The sequence below is a fragment of the Serratia sp. 2C06 genome, from assembly GCF_050037615.1.
Taxonomy (GTDB): Bacteria; Pseudomonadota; Gammaproteobacteria; order Enterobacterales; family Enterobacteriaceae; genus Serratia; species Serratia ureilytica.
Window position 1 is genome coordinate 3,702,735 of the sequence record NZ_CP188299.1, and the last position, 16,051, is coordinate 3,718,785.

The window sequence follows — 16,051 nt, forward strand, 5'->3', positions numbered from 1 at the left end:
ATACCATTCATTTGTTCGACTTGACGAACACTGTCAACCATGTTCATCATAATGTTCGATTGTTCATTTTAATGATTAAGCGACTTCACCACAAGCACGGTCAGGCCGCGAGGGAAACGACATGAAAACGAAAACGCGCGGCGCAGTGCAAATGATCCTCGCCATGACGATCTCCGGCACCGTCGGTTGGCCGGTGATCGTGTTAGGGCAGCCGCCCGCCACGGTGGTGTTTTGGCGCTGCGCGTTCGGCGCGCTGGCGATGCTGGCCACCTGCGCCGCGCTTGGGCAACTGAAATCAGGCGCCATCAACCGGCGGCAGCTGGCTTTCGCCGTCCTGGGGGGCCTCGCGCTGGTGCTCAACTGGACGCTATTGTTTGCCGCCTATGCGCATGCCTCGATCGCTGTCGCCACCGTGACCTACCATGTTCAACCGTTTATGTTGGTGGCGCTGGGAGCGCTGCTGTTCGGCGAAAAACTGACGGCTAATCGGCTGGGCGTGGCGCTGGCGCTCGGTGCGGCCCTGATGTACGCCCTGGCGGCAGCGATCGTCAAACAGCTGGCCGCGTTGCCGCCGCAGCTCATCGTGTTGATTCAACTGACCGTTGGCGCGGTGGCGATGGCGCCGTTCGCCGGTCTGGCCCACCTTCCCGCAGAACCGCTCGACTGGCTGCTGCTGGCGACCCTCGGCCTGGTGCATACCGGGGTGATGTCCACGTTGCTCTATGGCGCTATCCAGAAAATCCCCACCGCTCTGGTTGGCGCGCTGTCGTTTATCTACCCGGCAGTGGCGATCGTGGTGGACTGGGCGGCGTTCGGGCACCGTCTCAGCCTGTTGCAGCTGCTGGGCACGCTGGCCATTCTCGGCGCGGCCGCGGGCATGAACTTCGGCTGGCGATGGGCGCCCGCCGCGCACCGGGCCGGTAAAATCGGCTAATCCCGCCCGACGAGCAAGCTATGCACAATAAGGCATTCGCCTTGTGTCCGGCGCGGTGTTATTTATTTAAACCGTGTAGGGTAGAAGGAGTGTTCTATGTGGCATCACCGCCTGCAACGGCGCATCCGTTTCAGTTACTGGAACGAACTGTGCGTCATAAAAAAATAAGGGAAGGCGCAAGCCTTCCCTTTTGTCATTCACCGTTCAGCTCAGAAGCGATCGGTTTTCACCACCTCGTCGAACGGCAGCTTGCCGATGCGCGGGTAAGGTTGCCCCGCCGCCTTGCCGATAGCGACCATCAGCGCGATCTGATAATGCGCCGGCTTATTGATAATCTCGCCCACCGCGTCGAAATCAAAACCGTCCATCGGGCAAGAGTCGTAGCCCTGCGCCTTGGCCGCCAGCATCAACGTCTGGGCGAAGATGCCGCTGCTGCGCATCACTTCGTCGCGCTGCACCTGCGGTTTACCGCGATAATACTGATCGACGGCCGGGATCATGAACTGCTGCACCGGCTCCGCCGCGTCGGCCCAAACGGTTTTTACCTTCGATTCCCAACTCGACAGATCGCCGCACAGCACGACCAGCATCGACGCGTCGGTCACCTGCGCCTGCCCCCACGCCGCCTCGCGAATTTTCTCGCGCTGCGAGCGATCTTCGATCAGCAGCGGGCGCCAGTGCTGCAGGTTAAACGCGCTGGGAGCGCCCTGCAGCGCAATGTTCAACAGCGCTTTTTTCTCTTCGAGCGTCATCACGTGCTGCGTATCGAACTGCTTGGTGGCGCGGCGTTGGCGGATCGCGTCTAACGTATTCATTTTACTGCCTCTGTCCATGTGAAAAGGTCTATTGTCGTCAACGCGGCGCGGCTGTCCAGCCCCAGGCGGCTATTTCTGCGCGGTTTCGGCGCGCAAACGGCTGACCTGCGCCGCCAATTCCGGCCACGGCGCCTGACCGGCGTAATGCTGCCGCAGGTAGTTGAGCAGGATGGCGATCTGCGCGTCATTCAGGTTATGGCGAAAGCCCGGCATATAGCCCAGCTCGGCGTTCGCCGGCCGCTGTATGCCGTCCAGCACCACGCGAATGGCGTTGTCCGGCGCGTCGGCGAACAGGTTGGAGTTCAGCGCCAGAGACGGCCGCACCCCCGCCATCTGCGCGCCTTTTTCCTGCGCATGGCAAGCCATGCAGGCGCCGGAAAACAGCCGCGCCCCTGCCGAACTCAGAGGCTCCACCTGGCGCTCCGCCTGAGCGTTTAACGTTGTCGCCGTAGCGCCCGCCGCCGTTTCAGGATGATAGCTGCGCAGATAGACGGCGATCGCCTGCAGATCGGCCTGCGGCAAGCGCGATAGCCCTTCTTCGATCACCGGCGCCATCGGGCCGGCGGCGACGCCGTGGTTGGCCGAGTAGCCGGTGCGCATGAAATCGACCAGATCCTGCTGCGTCCACGCGAGCGGCGCGGGCGAGCGGCCGGTCAACGCCGGCGCCGTCCATCCCTCCGCCACGCCGCCGGCCAGGTGCTCGCCGCCGGTTTTCTCGCCGAACAACACGTTGCGCGGCGAGTGGCAGGCGCTGCAGTGCCCCAGCCCTTCGACCAGGTACGCGCCGCGGTTCCAGTCGGCGCTTTGGGTCGCCTGTTCCGGCATCGCGCCCGGCGTCAGGAACAGCAGGTTCCAGGCAAAGATGCCCTGGCGAATGTTGAACGGAAAGTGCAGATCGGTGGCCGGCGGCCGGTACTTGACCGGCGGCTGCGACATCAGATAGGCATACAGCGCCTGCAGATCGTCGTCGCGGGTGCGGGTAAAGGCGGTATAGGGAAACGCCGGATAGAGATAGCGGCCCTGGCGATCGACGCCGTGGCGCATGGCGCGTTCGAACGCCGCGTAGCTCCAGCTGCCGATGCCGGTTTCCACGTCCGGCGTGATGTTGGTGGTGTAAATGGTGCCGAAGGGGATCTCCATCGCCAACCCGCCGGTGTTGCGCTCGCCGCCCGCACGGGTGTGGCACACGGCGCAGTCGCCGAGATCGGCCAACGTTTTGCCACGCGCGATCTGCGCCTCGCTGAAACGGTGGGTCGCATCGGCGGCGAGCGGCGCAATCTCCGGCTGCCAACTGGCGACCACGCCGGCGACCACAACGGCGATCACCGTGACGCCGCCCCACCCGACGATTTTTTTCATCTTACTCATCTTTGCTGTCCTTGTTCGTAACGGGGGGTTAATGGCCGGCCTGAGCGCGCAGCGCGGCGAGCACCCGCGCCGGTGTGAACGGCACCTCGCGCAGGCGCACGCCGAGGGCGTCAAACAGCGCGTTGCCGATCGCCGCCGCACTCGGCACCGAGGCGGACTCTCCTGCGCCCATCGGCGCTTCGTCCGGGCGGTCGATCAGTTGGATATCGATCTGCGGCAATTCGTCAAAGCGCAGGATCGGATAGCCGCCCCAGTCCAATGACGTCACGCCCGACGCGTTGAAGGTCACAAACTCTTTCAGCACCCGGCTGGCGGATTGGATAATGTTGCCGTGCACCTGATGGCGCACCCCGGCCGGATTGATCATCCGGCCGCAATCATGCGCCACGAAGACTTTATTGAGCGTGATCTGCCCGGAAAGGCGATTGACGCTGAGATCGCACACCCAGGCCGCCCAGGCGGCGCCGAAGCCGGGGAATTTGCTGTGGAAATAGCGCGCATAGGCGAAGCCGCGGCCACTCACCACTTCGGCCCCGGCGGCGCGCGAGCGGTGCGCCGGGCCGTCTTGCCAGTTAGCCTGGCGCTTCAGGGCCTCAATCAAGGCCACCGCGCGCGGATCGTTCAGGTAACGCAGGCGAAACGCGATCGGATCCTCGCCGGCGCGCCAGGCCAGCTCGTCGATCCAGGATTCATGGGCGAACACGTTGGGCAGCGCCGAAACGCCGCGCATCCACGACGCCCGCACGATCGGCGCGGCGTCCTGACAGATCACCCGCATGTGCGGATACGCGTATTGCGGAATGGCGGTGCGATCGCCCATCTGTTGCACGTCGGCCCGGTTGGCCACCTTGCCGGTCAACACCAGCGGCAAGGTCACCGCATTGTTGGAGGGATAGCTGGTTTTCAACTCGTAAGCCGCCACCCGATTTTGCGCGTCGAGGCCGCCGCGCACCCGGATCAGTTGGCCGGTGCCCTTCGGCTCCCAGCCGGATTCCTGTTCACGCATCAGCTGCACCCGCACCGGGCGGCCGGTGGCCCGCGCCAACAGCGCCGCGTCCGCCGAGACGTCGTCGGCGCAGTTGCGGCCATAGCAGCCGGAGGCTTCCATGCGGGTGATGTGCACCTGCTCAGACGGCAGCTCGAGCAGCCTGGCGATATCTTTGCGCAGATCGTGCGGGTTTTGCGTGCCGGACCACACCTGCGCCCGCCCGTCTTTGACCTCCGCTACCGCGCAGGAGGGGCCGATTGAGGCGTGCTGATGGTAAGGCCAGACATAGTCCGCCTGCACTTCGGTATGCAGCAATGCCAACGCCTCGTCCGTGCCCGCATCATCGCGCAGCACGCGGTCGGTTTTCGGGTTGGCTTCCAGCGCGGCGGGCAGCGCCTCCGGCGACAGGTCCGGCAGGCCGGCCCAGGGTTTCCATTCGGTTTTCAGCCGGCGCATGGCGGCGATCGCCTGCTCTTCGCGCTCGGCCACAATGCCGATGAAATCATTGATCACCACCAGTTTCACGATGCCCGGCAGGTGCGCGATCGAACTTTCATCCACCGACAACAGGCCACCGCCCAGCGGCGCGCTGCTGTCGGCGCCTGCGTAAGGCGGACGCACCACCCGGCCATGCAGCATGCCGGGCAAGCGCAGGTCGTGCACGTAGGTCAGCCCCCCGCTGACCTTGGCCGGAATATCGACCCGGGCGACGGCGCGGCCGACATAGCGGCCCTGCTGTTCACCGTTCAGCGGCACGTTTTTATCCAGCGTCACATGCAGATTTTGCCCGCTCGCCAGCTGCGCATAGCTCAAGGAACGCCCCGGGTGCTTGGTCACAAACACCTGTCCCGCCGCCGCCGTCAGCTGGTCGGCCGGCAGTTCGAAGGCTTTGGCCGCCAGCGCCGTCAGCATATGTCGCACCTGCGCCGCCGCCTGCCGCAGCGGCACCGACGTGACCTGTATGGTGGCGCTGGCGATGGTCGGCCCCTGATCCGGCGTGCGTTGCGTATCGCCGAGGATCATCGTGACGTGCTCGAACGGCACGCAAATTTCGTCGGCGACGATCTGCGCCAGCGCGGTGCGAATGCCGGTGCCGAGATCGACATGGCCATTGAAGGCCGTCACCCGGCCGTCGGCGGTGAGGCTGATAAAGCTGTCCACCCGATCCAGCGGCAGATCGGCAGGCGATGCAACCGTCTCGGCGGCGAAGGCGTTAAACGGCGCGGGCAGCAGACTGCTGACCATCACCACACCGCCGGCTTGCAGCAACTGTCGGCGGGTTAGTTCGAGGTGGCTCATGCTTGCCTCCGCGCAGCCAGCAGATCGCGGGCGCGCTCGGCGGCGCGCAAGATCTCAAGGTGGGTGCCGCAGCGGCACAGGTTGTAGGCCAGCTCTTTCTTGATGGTTTGTTCATCTGCATCCGGCTCGCGTTCGAACAACGCAACCAGCGTCATGATCATACCGTTGGCGCAGTAACCGCACTGCGCCGCCTGCTCATCGATAAACCCCTGCTGAACCGGATGCAGCGCCTCCGGCGTGCCCAGGCCTTCCAGCGTGGTGACGGACTTGCTTCCTACGGCGGCCAGCGGCATTGAGCAAGAACGCGCGGCGACGCCGTCGATCAGCACCGTGCAGGCGCCGCACTCCCCCAGGCCGCAGCCATATTTGGGGCCATTCAAGTGCAGATCGTTGCGTAAAACGTACAGCAGCGGCGTGTCGGGCGCGAGATTGCCGAGCGGAACCACCCGGCCATTAACGTTGATTTCCATGGTGAAACTATCCCTTAAACAAACGGATTTAATCCGTAACATCACTGCGGTGAATAATTGCGCAGCGTGCTAATAATTATCATCAAAAGACTTGACGATGTTAAGGGAATGTAGCCGCCATGGCTTTAACGAAAAGTGGGTATTTTCTATAAATTTCCGATAGATAAGCGCGCTTTTATGATTGCCGCCCGTGATTATTGTCGATCGCCAGTCCGGCCTCGGCGCCGTCGACCAACAGCCGCACCCCGGCTTCGAACAACGCATCCGCGCCCTTCTCCTGCAATGTTTCCCAGCCTTGGCACAGCAGCGGATAACGGCGGCGGTCGGCGTCATTGAGCGGATCGTCAGGCTGCATTTGCTGTTCCTCCAGCACCCAGCCCACCACGAAACGCCCGACGGCGAACAGCAGGTTTACCGCGCGCTCCGGCGTCAACCCCGCCCGGCACAGCAGCGCCACCTTGGCCTCAATGACGGCGAATTGCGGCTCCTGCGGCCGGGTGCCGGCATGCAGACGCGCGCCGTCGCGGTAAGCCAGCAGCGCCCGACGGAAGTTGCCGGCATTGGTGACAACCCAATCCTGCCAGGGCATGTCGGCGGGCACCTCTTCACGGTGATCCAGCATGATGGTTTCCGCCATCGCCTTCAGCAGCTCGGCCTTGTTCTTGAAATGCCAATAGAGCGTGGGAGATTGCACGCCCAAATGTTGCGCCAGGCGGCGGGTGCTCAGGGCATCGATGCCGATGTCGTTCAGCAACGCCAGCGCCCCGCGCAGGACGGTTTCTCGCGTTAAACGTGTCGCAGTATTTTTTTCGCTCATCTCTCTATCACTGATAGGGTAACTGTGGAATACTCAATACTCTATCACTGTTAGAGTCACAATTTTGAAAAAACCCATGCTGGTTATTTTGTTGACGGTGTTGCTGGATGCGGTGGGCATCGGTCTGATCATGCCGATTCTGCCGGCGTTGTTACGTTCGCTGGGCGGTCTTGACGCCGGCAGCCTGCACTACGGCGCCCTGCTGGCGGCCTATGCGTTAATGCAATTTCTGTTCTCGCCGATCCTCGGCGCGCTGAGCGATCGTTTCGGCCGGCGGCCGGTGCTGCTCATCTCGCTCGCCGGCGCGGCGGCCGACTATCTGCTGATGGCGTTCGCGCCGACGCTGGCCTGGCTCTATCTGGGCCGGTTGCTGGCGGGCATCACCGGCGCCAACATGGCGGTCGCCAGCGCTTACGTCACCGACATTACGCCGGCCGGTCAACGCGCGCGGCGTTTCGGCCTGGTGGGCGCGGTATTCGGCGTCGGTTTTATCGTCGGCCCGCTGCTCGGCGGTTCGCTGGGCGAGTGGCATCTGCATGCGCCCTTCCTGGCGGCGGCGGCGATGAACGCCGTCAACCTGGCGATGGCGTTTTTCCTGCTGCCGGAATCGCGTAAACCGCGCGCCCGCGCCGCCGAGAAAATCCGCCTCAATCCCTTTTCGTCATTGCGACGGCTGCACGGCAAGCCTGGCCTGCTGCCGCTGGTCGGCATTTACCTGATCATGGCGCTGGTTTCGCAGGCGCCGGCCACATTGTGGATTTTATACGGTCAGGATCGTTTCGGCTGGAGCATGATGGTGGCGGGCCTGTCGCTGGCCGGTTACGGCGCCTGCCATGCGCTGTCGCAGGCCTTCGCCATCGGCCCGCTGGTCGCGCGGCTCGGCGAACGCAAGGCGCTGCTGATCGGCCTGGCCGCCGACGCAATGGGCCTGGCGCTGCTGTCGATCGCCACGCGCGGCTGGGCACCTTTCGCCTTGCTGCCGTTCTTCGCGGCGGGCGGTATGGCGCTGCCCGCGCTGCAGGCGTTAATGGCGCAAAAGGTGGACGACGATCATCAGGGCGAGCTGCAAGGGACGCTGGCCAGCATGGGCAGCCTGATCGGCGTCGCGGGGCCACTGGTGGCGACGGCGCTGTACGCTGCCACGCGCGATGTCTGGCCGGGCCTGGTCTGGGCGTTGGCCGCCGCCCTCTATCTGTTGGTTCCACTGTTGCTGGCGCGTTCGCGCGAGCGTGACGCGGCATAACGTCGAGCTCACCCTCTCCCGCTTAAGCTGATTTCTGGCTAAGCAAGGCATTATTCAGCATAAGCGGGCGCTTTACACGCCACTGCGCCGCTCATTATCATCGCCCTTATCCCGCCGCAGGAAAATTTAAATGCCGTTTCATGGCGTTACGCCCAGCGCGTCATCGCTACCGTTCACTTCGCCTATCGGAAAATCAGGATGAGAAAACTCACAACGCCGCTGATCGCCGCCCTGCTGCTCGGCCTGTTTAGCCTGCCGGCCGACGCGCAGGAGAAACCGCAACAAATCACCATCGGTTACCAGAAAGCCAACATTTTTGCGCTGCTGAAATACCGCGGCACGCTGGAGAAAACCCTGGAGCCGCAGGGCGTCAAGGTTCGCTGGATAGAATTCCCCGCCGGCCCGCAGATGTTGGAAGGGTTGAACGTCGGCAGCATCGATCTGGCGGCGACCGGTGACGCCCCGCCGGCCTTCGCGCAAGCCGCCAAGGCCGATCTGGTTTATTTGGCGCATTCGCCGCCCAGCCCGAAAACCGAAGCCATCGTGGTGCCGCAGGATTCGGCGATCCGCTCCGTGGCCGATCTGAAAGGCAAACGCGTGGCGTTGAACAAAGGGTCGGACGTCAATTACCTGCTGGTGAGCGCGCTGGAACAGGCCGGCTTGAGCTACAAGGACATCACGCCGGTCTATCTGCCGCCGAGCGATGCCCGCGCCGCCTTCCAGCGCGGCAGCGTCGACGCCTGGGTGATTTGGGATCCCTACTACGCCGAGGTGGAAACCCATGCCAACGCCCGCCGGCTGAAAGACGCGGAAGGCCTGGTGCCGCACTACACCTTCTATCTCGCCAGCCGCCGCTTTGCCGAAACCTACCCGGACAGCGCCAAGCAGGTGATTCAACAGCTCGGCGCGCTGAGCGACTGGGCCAACGGCCATCCGCAGGAAGCGGCGGCGATCCTCGCTCAGAGCACCGGCCTGGATCAGGCGATTTGGGCCAAAGCCATCGCCCGCATGCCGTTCGGCAGCCAGCGCATGTCGCCGGAGGTGTTCAGACAGCAGCAGCAGTTGGCGGATAAATTCACCGCCATCGGACTGCTGCCGGGTAAGGTGGACGTCAACGCCGCCCGCTGGTCCGAAGATAAGCCCGAGGCGCCGTAGCCTTTGCCGCGCTTTGGCTTTAGAAAGCAGAAACCGGCATTTTGCCGCCGGAGTAAGCTGACCTATGCTAACCCTGTGTGATGAAACGCGTTTTCATGGCATGTCTTCCGGAACGTTTTGCTTTATTTGTTCGTCGTGAACCCTGGGCCGCCCCTGACTGGTGCGGCTTTTCTTTTTTGTTCGGCAGTGCCAGCGGCGGGGAATTTTGCTATGTTAACCCGCAGATACGCTTCCCGTTTTCAGCCGCCGGATCGACTCATGTTTACCCACAAAGCAATCGCCGCGCTCAACGCCCTGGAGCTGATGGTTTATAACTACGTCAGCAAACACAAGAATCAAGTGATGTACATGACCATCCGCGAACTGGCCGAGGCCGCCGGCGTGTCCACCACCACCGTGCTGCGATTTTGCAAAAAAATGGGGTGTGACGGCTATTCGGAATTTCGCATCCGTTTCAAACTGTACCTGGAGCAAACCGATGCGCCGCCGGTCGATTCCGGCATCGGCGAAATTCTCAGTTTTTTTAAAAGCGTCAGCAACGATGAATTTAATCAGCTGCTCGATGAAGCGGTGCGGCATATCGCCGCCGCCGAGCGAATTATTTTCGTCGGCATCAGCACCTCCGGCGCCCTGGGGAAATATGGCGCACGTTTCTTTTCCAACGTCGGAAAATTCAGCACCCATATCGACGACCCTTATTATCCCGTCAACAGCGATATGTATAAAAGCGCGGTGGCGATCATGTTGTCGGTTTCCGGCGAAACCGAAGAGATCCTGCGGCTGGCCAGCCAGTTCAGCCTGCACCACTGTAAAATCATCAGCATCACCAACAACGAAACCTCTTCGCTGGCGCGGCTGGCGGACTTCAATCTGTCTTATCACGTCCCGCAACACTTGATCGGCGATCATCATAATATTACTACGCAAATCCCCGTGCTTTATATTATTGAAACCATCGGCAAGCGCCTGGGAAGAATGAACGCGATAAAATAAAACAGGCTGTTTTTTTATTGTGACAAATCACGTTTTACGGCGATTTGTTATATCGTGACATTTCTTTCGGTCTTGTTACTCTATTGGCAACGCGAACGTTATTACCCTTCATTAAATAAGATGAGACATTGACGATGAAACAGTTGCCGAAAGATTTTCTGTGGGGAGGCGCGGTCGCCGCGCACCAGGTTGAAGGCGGTTGGGATCAGGGCGGCAAAGGGCCAAGCATCGCCGACGTGCTGTCCGGCGGTTCGCACGGCGTGGATCGCGTGATGACCGACGGCGTGCTCGACGGCTATCGCTATCCCAACCACGAAGCGGTGGACTTCTACGGCCGCTACAAGCAGGACGTGGCGCTGTTCGCCGAGATGGGCTTCAAGTGTTTTCGTACCTCGATCGCCTGGACGCGCATTTTCCCGAACGGCGACGAAGCAACGCCGAACGAAGCCGGCCTGCAGTTTTACGACGATCTGTTCGACGAATTGCTGAAATACGGCATCCAGCCGGTGATCACCCTGTCCCACTTCGAAATGCCTTACCATTTGGTGAAAGCCTACGGCGGCTGGAAAAATCGCCGGGTGGTGGAGTTCTTCGTGCGCTTTAGCGAAGTGGTGATGCGCCGCTATCGCGAAAAAGTGAAGTACTGGATGACCTTCAACGAAATCAACAACCAGAGCAACTACCGCTACCCGCTGTTCGGCTACTGCTGTTCCGGCGTGGACTACACCCAGGAAGACAACCCCGAGCAGACGCTGTACCAGGTGTTGCACCACCAGTTCGTCGCCAGCGCGCAGGTGGTCAAACTCGGCCATCAGATCAACCCGGAATTCAAGATCGGCTGCATGCTGGCCTGCGTGCCGTTCTATCCTTATTCCTGCAAGCCGGACGACGTGATGTACGCCGTGGAAGCGATGCACCAGCGCTATCTGTATACCGACGTGCAAATGCGCGGCTACTACCCCAGCTACCTGCTGCGTGACTGGGAACGCAAAGGGCTGAAGATCGAGATGCAGCCGCAGGACGCGCAGATCCTGCGTGAGGGCTGCACCGATTACATCGGCTTCAGCTATTACATGAGCAATGCGCTGCAGGCCAACGCGGTGGACGGCAGCGACGGCATGTTCGGCTTCCCGGGCAACGTGCCGAACCCGCACGTCAAAGCCTCCGACTGGGGCTGGCAGATCGATCCGGTCGGGCTGCGCTATTCGCTGAACGTGCTGTATGAACGTTACCAGAAGCCGCTGTTTATCGTGGAAAACGGCTTCGGCGCCTTCGACAAGGTGGAAGCGGATGGCCAGATCAACGATGACTATCGCATCGACTATCTGCGCGCCCATATCGAAGAGATGAAAAAAGCGGTGATTGAAGACGGCGTAGACCTGATCGGCTATACGCCGTGGGGCTGCATCGACTGCGTGTCGTTCACTACCGGCGAGTACAGCAAGCGCTACGGCTTCATCTACGTCGATAAACACGACGACGGCACCGGCACGCTGGAACGGTCGCGCAAGAAAAGCTTCGACTGGTATCGTCGGGTGATCGCCAGCAACGGCGAACAGCTGTAACCGCCGCAGCTCAGGGGCGGTGACGCCCCTTCTCGCCCATGCCGAACGGCATGGGCGTTTTCGCTTATATCGCCGGGAATGGCGCCCCGACATAATTTTCCGCCAGCATCGTCATGGCGCTGCGCGATTTCACCGTGTACTGCAGCTCTGAGAGTTGCAGCCGGTGTTCGAAAGGCGTGTCTTCCCGCCGGGTGTGCAGCATGTGGGTCATCCACCAGGAAAAATGCTCGGCGCGCCAGACCCGCTGCAAGGCGGTGTCGCTGTAATCGTCCAGCCGTTGCCAGTCGCCTCGCCGGTAAAACGTCTCCAGCGCCTGGGACAACAGGCAAACATCGGCCATGGCCAGATTCAACCCTTTGGCGCCGGTCGGCGGCACGATATGCGCCGCGTCGCCCGCCAACAGCAGGCGCCGGTAGCGCATCGGTTCGGTAACGAAGCTGCGCATGCCCACCACGTTTTTCTGAAATATGCGGCCCTTTTTCAGCGTCCAGCCTTCATGGTTTTCCAGCCGCTGCTCCAACTCGCGCCAGATACGATCGTCCGACCATTGATCGACCTGTTCCGCAGGATCGCACTGAAAATACATGCGCTGCACGCCGGGCGAACGGGTGCTGATCAACGCAAAACCGCGCGGATGGCAGGCGTAGATCAGCTCTTCGCTGGACGGCGGCGCTTCGACCAGAATGCCGAACCAGCCGAACGGATAGGTGCGGGTGTAATCCTGCCGCAGCCCGCCGGGCATCGCCGCGCGGCTGATGCAGTGGAATCCGTCGCATCCGATGACAAAGTCGCAGCGCAGCCGGCGCGGCTGGTCGCCATGACGGTAGTGAACCTCGGGCTGCGCACTGTCCAGCGCCTTCAATTCAACCTGCTCCACCTCGAAAAACAGATGCCCCTGCGCCGCCAGACGCGCGGCGATCAGGTCTTTCAAGACTTCATGCTGGGCATAAACGGTGACGGCGCGCTCGGTCAATCCGGCCAGATCGATGCGGTGCTGCCGGCCGCCGAACGCCAAGCGGATCCCCTGATGCCGCGCCCCTTCCCGCCGCATCCGCTCCCCCAATCCGGTCTGCTCGAGCAGATCGACGGTCCCCTGTTCGAGCACCCCGGCGCGAATGGTCGATTCCACCGCCTCCCGGCTGCGCGTTTCCAACACCACCGATTCCACACCTTGCAGGTGCAGCAGATGGGACAACATCAAGCCGGCCGGACCGGCGCCGATGATCACAACCTGTGTGCGCATAGCATGACTCCCTCATAGCATTTTGTTGAGCGGCGCCGGCAGCGCCGGGTAGCCGCCGGAAAGGTGTTTGGCGAACAGCGCCAGCGCCGCGATCAGCGCCGGGATGGCCAACAGCGTGAAAATGGTGCTGAACGACAGCTGCATCTGCATCAGTACGCCACCGCTCATCGCCCCCAGAATGCCGCCAAAACGCCCGAGACCGAGCATCCAGGCCACGCCGGTCGCCCGGCTCTGGGTGGGATAGAACCCGGCCGCCAGGGCCGGCATGGATGACTGGGCGCCGTTCATGCAGGTGCCGGCGATGAACACCGAGAGCGCCATCAGCAGCGGAGAGGTATAGACATAGCCGATGATGCCGACGAACAAACCGGTCAGCAAATAGCCGACGGCCACCACCTTGTGCGGGTTCATGCGATCCATCAACCAACCGATAATCAATACGCCGAGCCCCCCGCCGAGCGGAAACAGCGCGGTGATCAGCGACGCCTGCGTAACGGAGGCGCCGGTTTCACGGATCAGCAGCGGCAGCCAACTGGTCAGCAGATAGAAGATCATCAATCCCATGAAGTAAGTCAGACACAGCATCAACGTGCCCAGCAGATAGCGACGCGAAAAGATCATGCCCAGCGGCGACGCTGCCTTTACCAGCCCCTCTTCCTGCAACATGAAGTGCGGCGGCGGCGTCATTCGGATCGGCGCAATGCGCTTCAGCACCTTGGCGATGCGCTCTGCGGCATAGCCACGCGCGACCATGAAGCGCACGGATTCAGGCAAGGCGGCGATCAGGACCAGCGCCAGCAGCAACGGCATAACGCCGCCCAGCACCAGCACGCTCTGCCAGCCGAAATGCGGGATCAGCCAGGCGGAAGAAAAACCGCCCAGCGACGAACCGAGAGGGAAACCGCAAAACATCAGATTCACCATCAGGGCTCGGCAGCGCTGAGGGGCATATTCCGACATCAGCGTGGCGGCGTTCGGCATGGCCGCCCCCAGTCCCAGCCCGGTCAAAAAACGCAGCAGCGTCAGCGCCGAAAGCGAGCCGGCGAAGGCGGTCAGCAGGCTGAAGCCGCCGAACAGCAGCAGCGAAATCACCAGCACTTTCTTGCGGCCGATGCGATCCGCCAACGGGCCGGCGGCCAACGCGCCTACCGCCAGACCGACCAGCGCGGCGCTCATTACCGGCCCCAGCGCGGTTTTGTCTATTCCCCACTCCTGCACCAGCGACGTGGCGATGAAGCCGATAATGGCGGTATCGAAACCGTCCAGCGCGACCGCCAAAAAACACAAAGCCAGTATCAACCACTGGTAGCGAGAAAATGGCTGGTTATCGATAAACCCTCGAATTTCTACGTTGTTATCATGCGGCATGGCTTGCTCCTCAGAGAGTGCGGCAAACCTCGCCGCACGGAACAGCCGGCTGCGAGCCGGCGAGAGGGTTAATTTGTGCGATTATCGGAATATAGTTCGTTAATCGACAATCAAATCAAACCACCCCACGGCGAATGCTTCAATATTGTTAAAAAAATAAGCGTGCGATAAACGAACATCAGAAAGCGGTAAATAAAATAATTTTATTTACTATTAATTGGATATGGAGATTTAAGCCGTGACTGCGGCGTGGGGAGTTGTGATTTTGTTAACATTTTAAAAACATCATGAGCGCCCGGTCTGACGTTGCCCCTGGGCCGGAGGAAACCGGCGCTTGTCAAACCGCGCTCGCCGCCTAAAAACAGGAAGCGAGCGCAAGCCTCGGCGCTATTGGCTCACGGCGCCGTTTGCGCGGCCGCGAGGTATTTCGCCATTTCCGCCGTCGGCACCATGCCGCCGCCGGTCGCCCATACCAGATGCGTCGCCTGGGCCAGGTGCTCGGCGCTCACGCCCTGCTCGCTGAGCTGCCGCGCATGAGCGGCAACGCGCCACGGCCCGGGCATGCCGGCCAGGGCGGAGGGTTCCAGCTGGATATGCTCGTGCCTGTCCAACAACCCGAGCAACGCGAACATCTCTTCGTCGCTCAGGGTGTAAAACGCGCTCAGCAGGCGCTCCATCGCCCGGCCGACAAAACCGGAGGCGCGCCCCACCGCCAGTCCGTCCGCCGCCGTGCGGTTGTCGATGCCGAGATCTTGCACCGCAATGCCGTCATGCAACCCGCTGTAGACGCCGAGCAGCATGCAAGGAGAATGGGTCGGTTCGGCGAAAATGCAGTGAACATGATCGCCGAACGCCAGCTTGAGGCCAAAGGCGACTCCGCCCGGCCCGCCGCCGACGCCGCACGGCAGATAAACGAACAGCGGATGCTGCGCGTCCACCACGATACCCTGTTCGGCAAACTGCCGCTTCAGGCGGCCGCCAGCCACCGCGTAGCCGAGGAACAGGGTTTGCGAGTTTTCATCATCGATAAAGAAGCAACTCGGATCGTCCGCCGCCTGTTTGCGCCCTTGTTCGACCGCCACGCCGTAATCGTCGGCGTATTCCACCACCGTCACGCCATTGTCGCGCAGCTTCTGTTTTTTCCACGCCCGCGCGTCCGCCGACATGTGCACGCTGACGTCAAACCCCAACCGGGCGCTGATGATGCCGATGGATAATCCCAGATTGCCGGTCGATCCGACGGCGATGCGGTACTGGCTGAAGAATTGACGGAACTCGTCGGAAAACAGCCGGGCGTAGTCGTCGCCGATTTGCAGCAGCCCCGCCTCCAGCGCCAGTTTCTCCGCATGCGTCAGCACCTCATAGATGCCGCCGCGCGCCTTGATTGAGCCGGAAATCGGCAGATGGCTGTCCTTTTTCAACAGCAGGCGCCCGCCCAACGTCTGCCCATAGCGCCGATCCAACGCGAGCTGCATGGCCGGGATCGCCACCAGCTCGGATTCGATGATCCCCTTTGTCGGTTGGGTTTCCGGGAAGGCCGCGGCAAGATAAGGCGCGAAACGCGCCAGGCGCTGCTCCGCGTCAGCGACGTCGGCGGCGGTCAACCCGACGTGGGGCAACCCTGCGGCCAGCGTTGTCGCGCGCGGATTGAACCAGGTGATCGGCTCTAGCGCAACCATGCGTTGCAACAGCGGATGCTGGGCGACCCACGATAGGATCTGTGATTTCTGCATAAGTGTCCCTGACTGATGTTGGCGTTGCCGTCACCTTGCCGCGAACGCCGGCGGCTGACA

13 protein-coding genes are annotated in these 16,051 nt (G+C 61.9%); 5 read left to right on the forward strand and 8 right to left on the reverse strand.

Translation table 11 applies throughout. From position 1 onward, the window contains the following. Window positions 1–121: 121 nt before the first annotated feature. Window positions 122–934 (forward strand): DMT family transporter, encoded by an 813-nt coding sequence (locus ACP3TA_RS18280; protein WP_426784391.1) that lies wholly within the window; start codon window positions 122–124, stop codon window positions 932–934. A 209-nt stretch (window positions 935–1,143) separates the two neighbouring features. Here the strand turns inward: ACP3TA_RS18280 and ACP3TA_RS18285 are convergent, their stop codons facing one another. The 5 genes from ACP3TA_RS18285 to tetR all read right to left on the reverse strand — a co-directional run bounded on the left by ACP3TA_RS18285 (window position 1,144) and on the right by tetR (window position 6,691). Then, window positions 1,144–1,749 carry a nitroreductase family protein gene (locus ACP3TA_RS18285; RefSeq protein WP_033650353.1) on the reverse strand — a complete coding sequence of 202 codons (606 nt, stop codon included), beginning with the start codon at window positions 1,747–1,749 and terminating at the stop codon, window positions 1,144–1,146. Window positions 1,750–1,818: 69 nt separating this feature from the next. Then, the gene (locus ACP3TA_RS18290; RefSeq protein ID WP_169539594.1) at window positions 1,819–3,117 is read right to left on the reverse strand and encodes a c-type cytochrome; all 1,299 of its coding nucleotides are present in this window, start codon (window positions 3,115–3,117) and stop codon (window positions 1,819–1,821) included. A gap of 28 nt (window positions 3,118–3,145) precedes the next feature. Next, a complete protein-coding gene (locus tag ACP3TA_RS18295; RefSeq protein ID WP_169539595.1) occupies window positions 3,146–5,404 on the reverse strand; it encodes a xanthine dehydrogenase family protein molybdopterin-binding subunit in 2,259 nt (752 codons plus the stop codon). Continuing rightward, window positions 5,401–5,874 carry a (2Fe-2S)-binding protein gene (locus ACP3TA_RS18300; RefSeq protein ID WP_033643143.1) on the reverse strand — a complete coding sequence of 158 codons (474 nt, stop codon included), beginning with the start codon at window positions 5,872–5,874 and terminating at the stop codon, window positions 5,401–5,403. Before ACP3TA_RS18300 ends, ACP3TA_RS18295 begins: the two co-directional genes overlap by 4 nt. 175 nt (window positions 5,875–6,049) lie before the next feature. Then, window positions 6,050–6,691, reverse strand: coding sequence for a tetracycline resistance transcriptional repressor TetR (gene tetR, locus ACP3TA_RS18305; protein WP_033643144.1), 642 nt, complete (start codon window positions 6,689–6,691; stop codon window positions 6,050–6,052). Between the two features lie 64 nt (window positions 6,692–6,755). Between tetR and tet(41) the strand changes: the two genes are divergently transcribed. From tet(41) to ACP3TA_RS18325, 4 genes are all read left to right on the forward strand, one after another. After that, entirely contained in the window at window positions 6,756–7,934 is a 1,179-nt protein-coding gene (gene tet(41) / locus ACP3TA_RS18310; protein WP_169539596.1) for a tetracycline efflux MFS transporter Tet(41), read from the forward strand. Between the two features lie 198 nt (window positions 7,935–8,132). Next, the gene (locus tag ACP3TA_RS18315; RefSeq protein ID WP_169539597.1) at window positions 8,133–9,089 is read left to right on the forward strand and encodes a sulfonate ABC transporter substrate-binding protein; all 957 of its coding nucleotides are present in this window, start codon (window positions 8,133–8,135) and stop codon (window positions 9,087–9,089) included. A 258-nt stretch (window positions 9,090–9,347) separates the two neighbouring features. After that, complete coding sequence (locus tag ACP3TA_RS18320) at window positions 9,348–10,082, forward strand: MurR/RpiR family transcriptional regulator (protein WP_033643147.1); 735 nt, start codon at window positions 9,348–9,350, stop codon at window positions 10,080–10,082. Window positions 10,083–10,210: 128 nt separating this feature from the next. Further along, on the forward strand, window positions 10,211–11,647 hold the full coding sequence (locus ACP3TA_RS18325) for a 6-phospho-beta-glucosidase (protein ID WP_101453003.1): 1,437 nt from the start codon (window positions 10,211–10,213) through the stop codon (window positions 11,645–11,647). A gap of 64 nt (window positions 11,648–11,711) precedes the next feature. Here the strand turns inward: ACP3TA_RS18325 and ACP3TA_RS18330 are convergent, their stop codons facing one another. From ACP3TA_RS18330 to ACP3TA_RS18340, 3 genes are all read right to left on the reverse strand, one after another. Continuing rightward, window positions 11,712–12,890 (reverse strand): 4-hydroxybenzoate 3-monooxygenase, encoded by a 1,179-nt coding sequence (locus ACP3TA_RS18330; protein ID WP_426784392.1) that lies wholly within the window; start codon window positions 12,888–12,890, stop codon window positions 11,712–11,714. 12 nt (window positions 12,891–12,902) lie between these two features. Then, window positions 12,903–14,258: an MFS transporter gene (locus ACP3TA_RS18335; protein ID WP_426784393.1), complete on the reverse strand. Its 1,356-nt coding sequence runs from the start codon at window positions 14,256–14,258 to the stop codon at window positions 12,903–12,905. Window positions 14,259–14,653: 395 nt separating this feature from the next. Further along, window positions 14,654–15,991 carry a D-serine ammonia-lyase gene (locus ACP3TA_RS18340; protein ID WP_101453000.1) on the reverse strand — a complete coding sequence of 446 codons (1,338 nt, stop codon included), beginning with the start codon at window positions 15,989–15,991 and terminating at the stop codon, window positions 14,654–14,656. Between the last annotated feature and the right edge of the window lie 60 nt (window positions 15,992–16,051).

What these genes read in the sequence shown, in the direction of transcription:
- ACP3TA_RS18280 (WP_426784391.1), top strand. Translation starts at nt 122, where the DNA reads ATGAAAACGAAAACGCGCGGCGCAGTGCAAATGATCCTCGCCATGACG.
- ACP3TA_RS18285 (WP_033650353.1), bottom strand. Translation starts at nt 1,749, where the DNA reads ATGAATACGTTAGACGCGATCCGCCAACGCCGCGCCACCAAGCAGTTC.
- ACP3TA_RS18290 (WP_169539594.1), bottom strand. Translation starts at nt 3,117, where the DNA reads ATGAGTAAGATGAAAAAAATCGTCGGGTGGGGCGGCGTCACGGTGATC.
- ACP3TA_RS18295 (WP_169539595.1), bottom strand. Translation starts at nt 5,404, where the DNA reads ATGAGCCACCTCGAACTAACCCGCCGACAGTTGCTGCAAGCCGGCGGT.
- ACP3TA_RS18300 (WP_033643143.1), bottom strand. Translation starts at nt 5,874, where the DNA reads ATGGAAATCAACGTTAATGGCCGGGTGGTTCCGCTCGGCAATCTCGCG.
- tetR (WP_033643144.1), bottom strand. Translation starts at nt 6,691, where the DNA reads ATGAGCGAAAAAAATACTGCGACACGTTTAACGCGAGAAACCGTCCTG.
- ACP3TA_RS18315 (WP_169539597.1), top strand. Translation starts at nt 8,133, where the DNA reads ATGAGAAAACTCACAACGCCGCTGATCGCCGCCCTGCTGCTCGGCCTG.
- ACP3TA_RS18320 (WP_033643147.1), top strand. Translation starts at nt 9,348, where the DNA reads ATGTTTACCCACAAAGCAATCGCCGCGCTCAACGCCCTGGAGCTGATG.
- ACP3TA_RS18330 (WP_426784392.1), bottom strand. Translation starts at nt 12,890, where the DNA reads ATGCGCACACAGGTTGTGATCATCGGCGCCGGTCCGGCCGGCTTGATG.
- ACP3TA_RS18335 (WP_426784393.1), bottom strand. Translation starts at nt 14,258, where the DNA reads ATGCCGCATGATAACAACGTAGAAATTCGAGGGTTTATCGATAACCAG.
- ACP3TA_RS18340 (WP_101453000.1), bottom strand. Translation starts at nt 15,991, where the DNA reads ATGCAGAAATCACAGATCCTATCGTGGGTCGCCCAGCATCCGCTGTTG.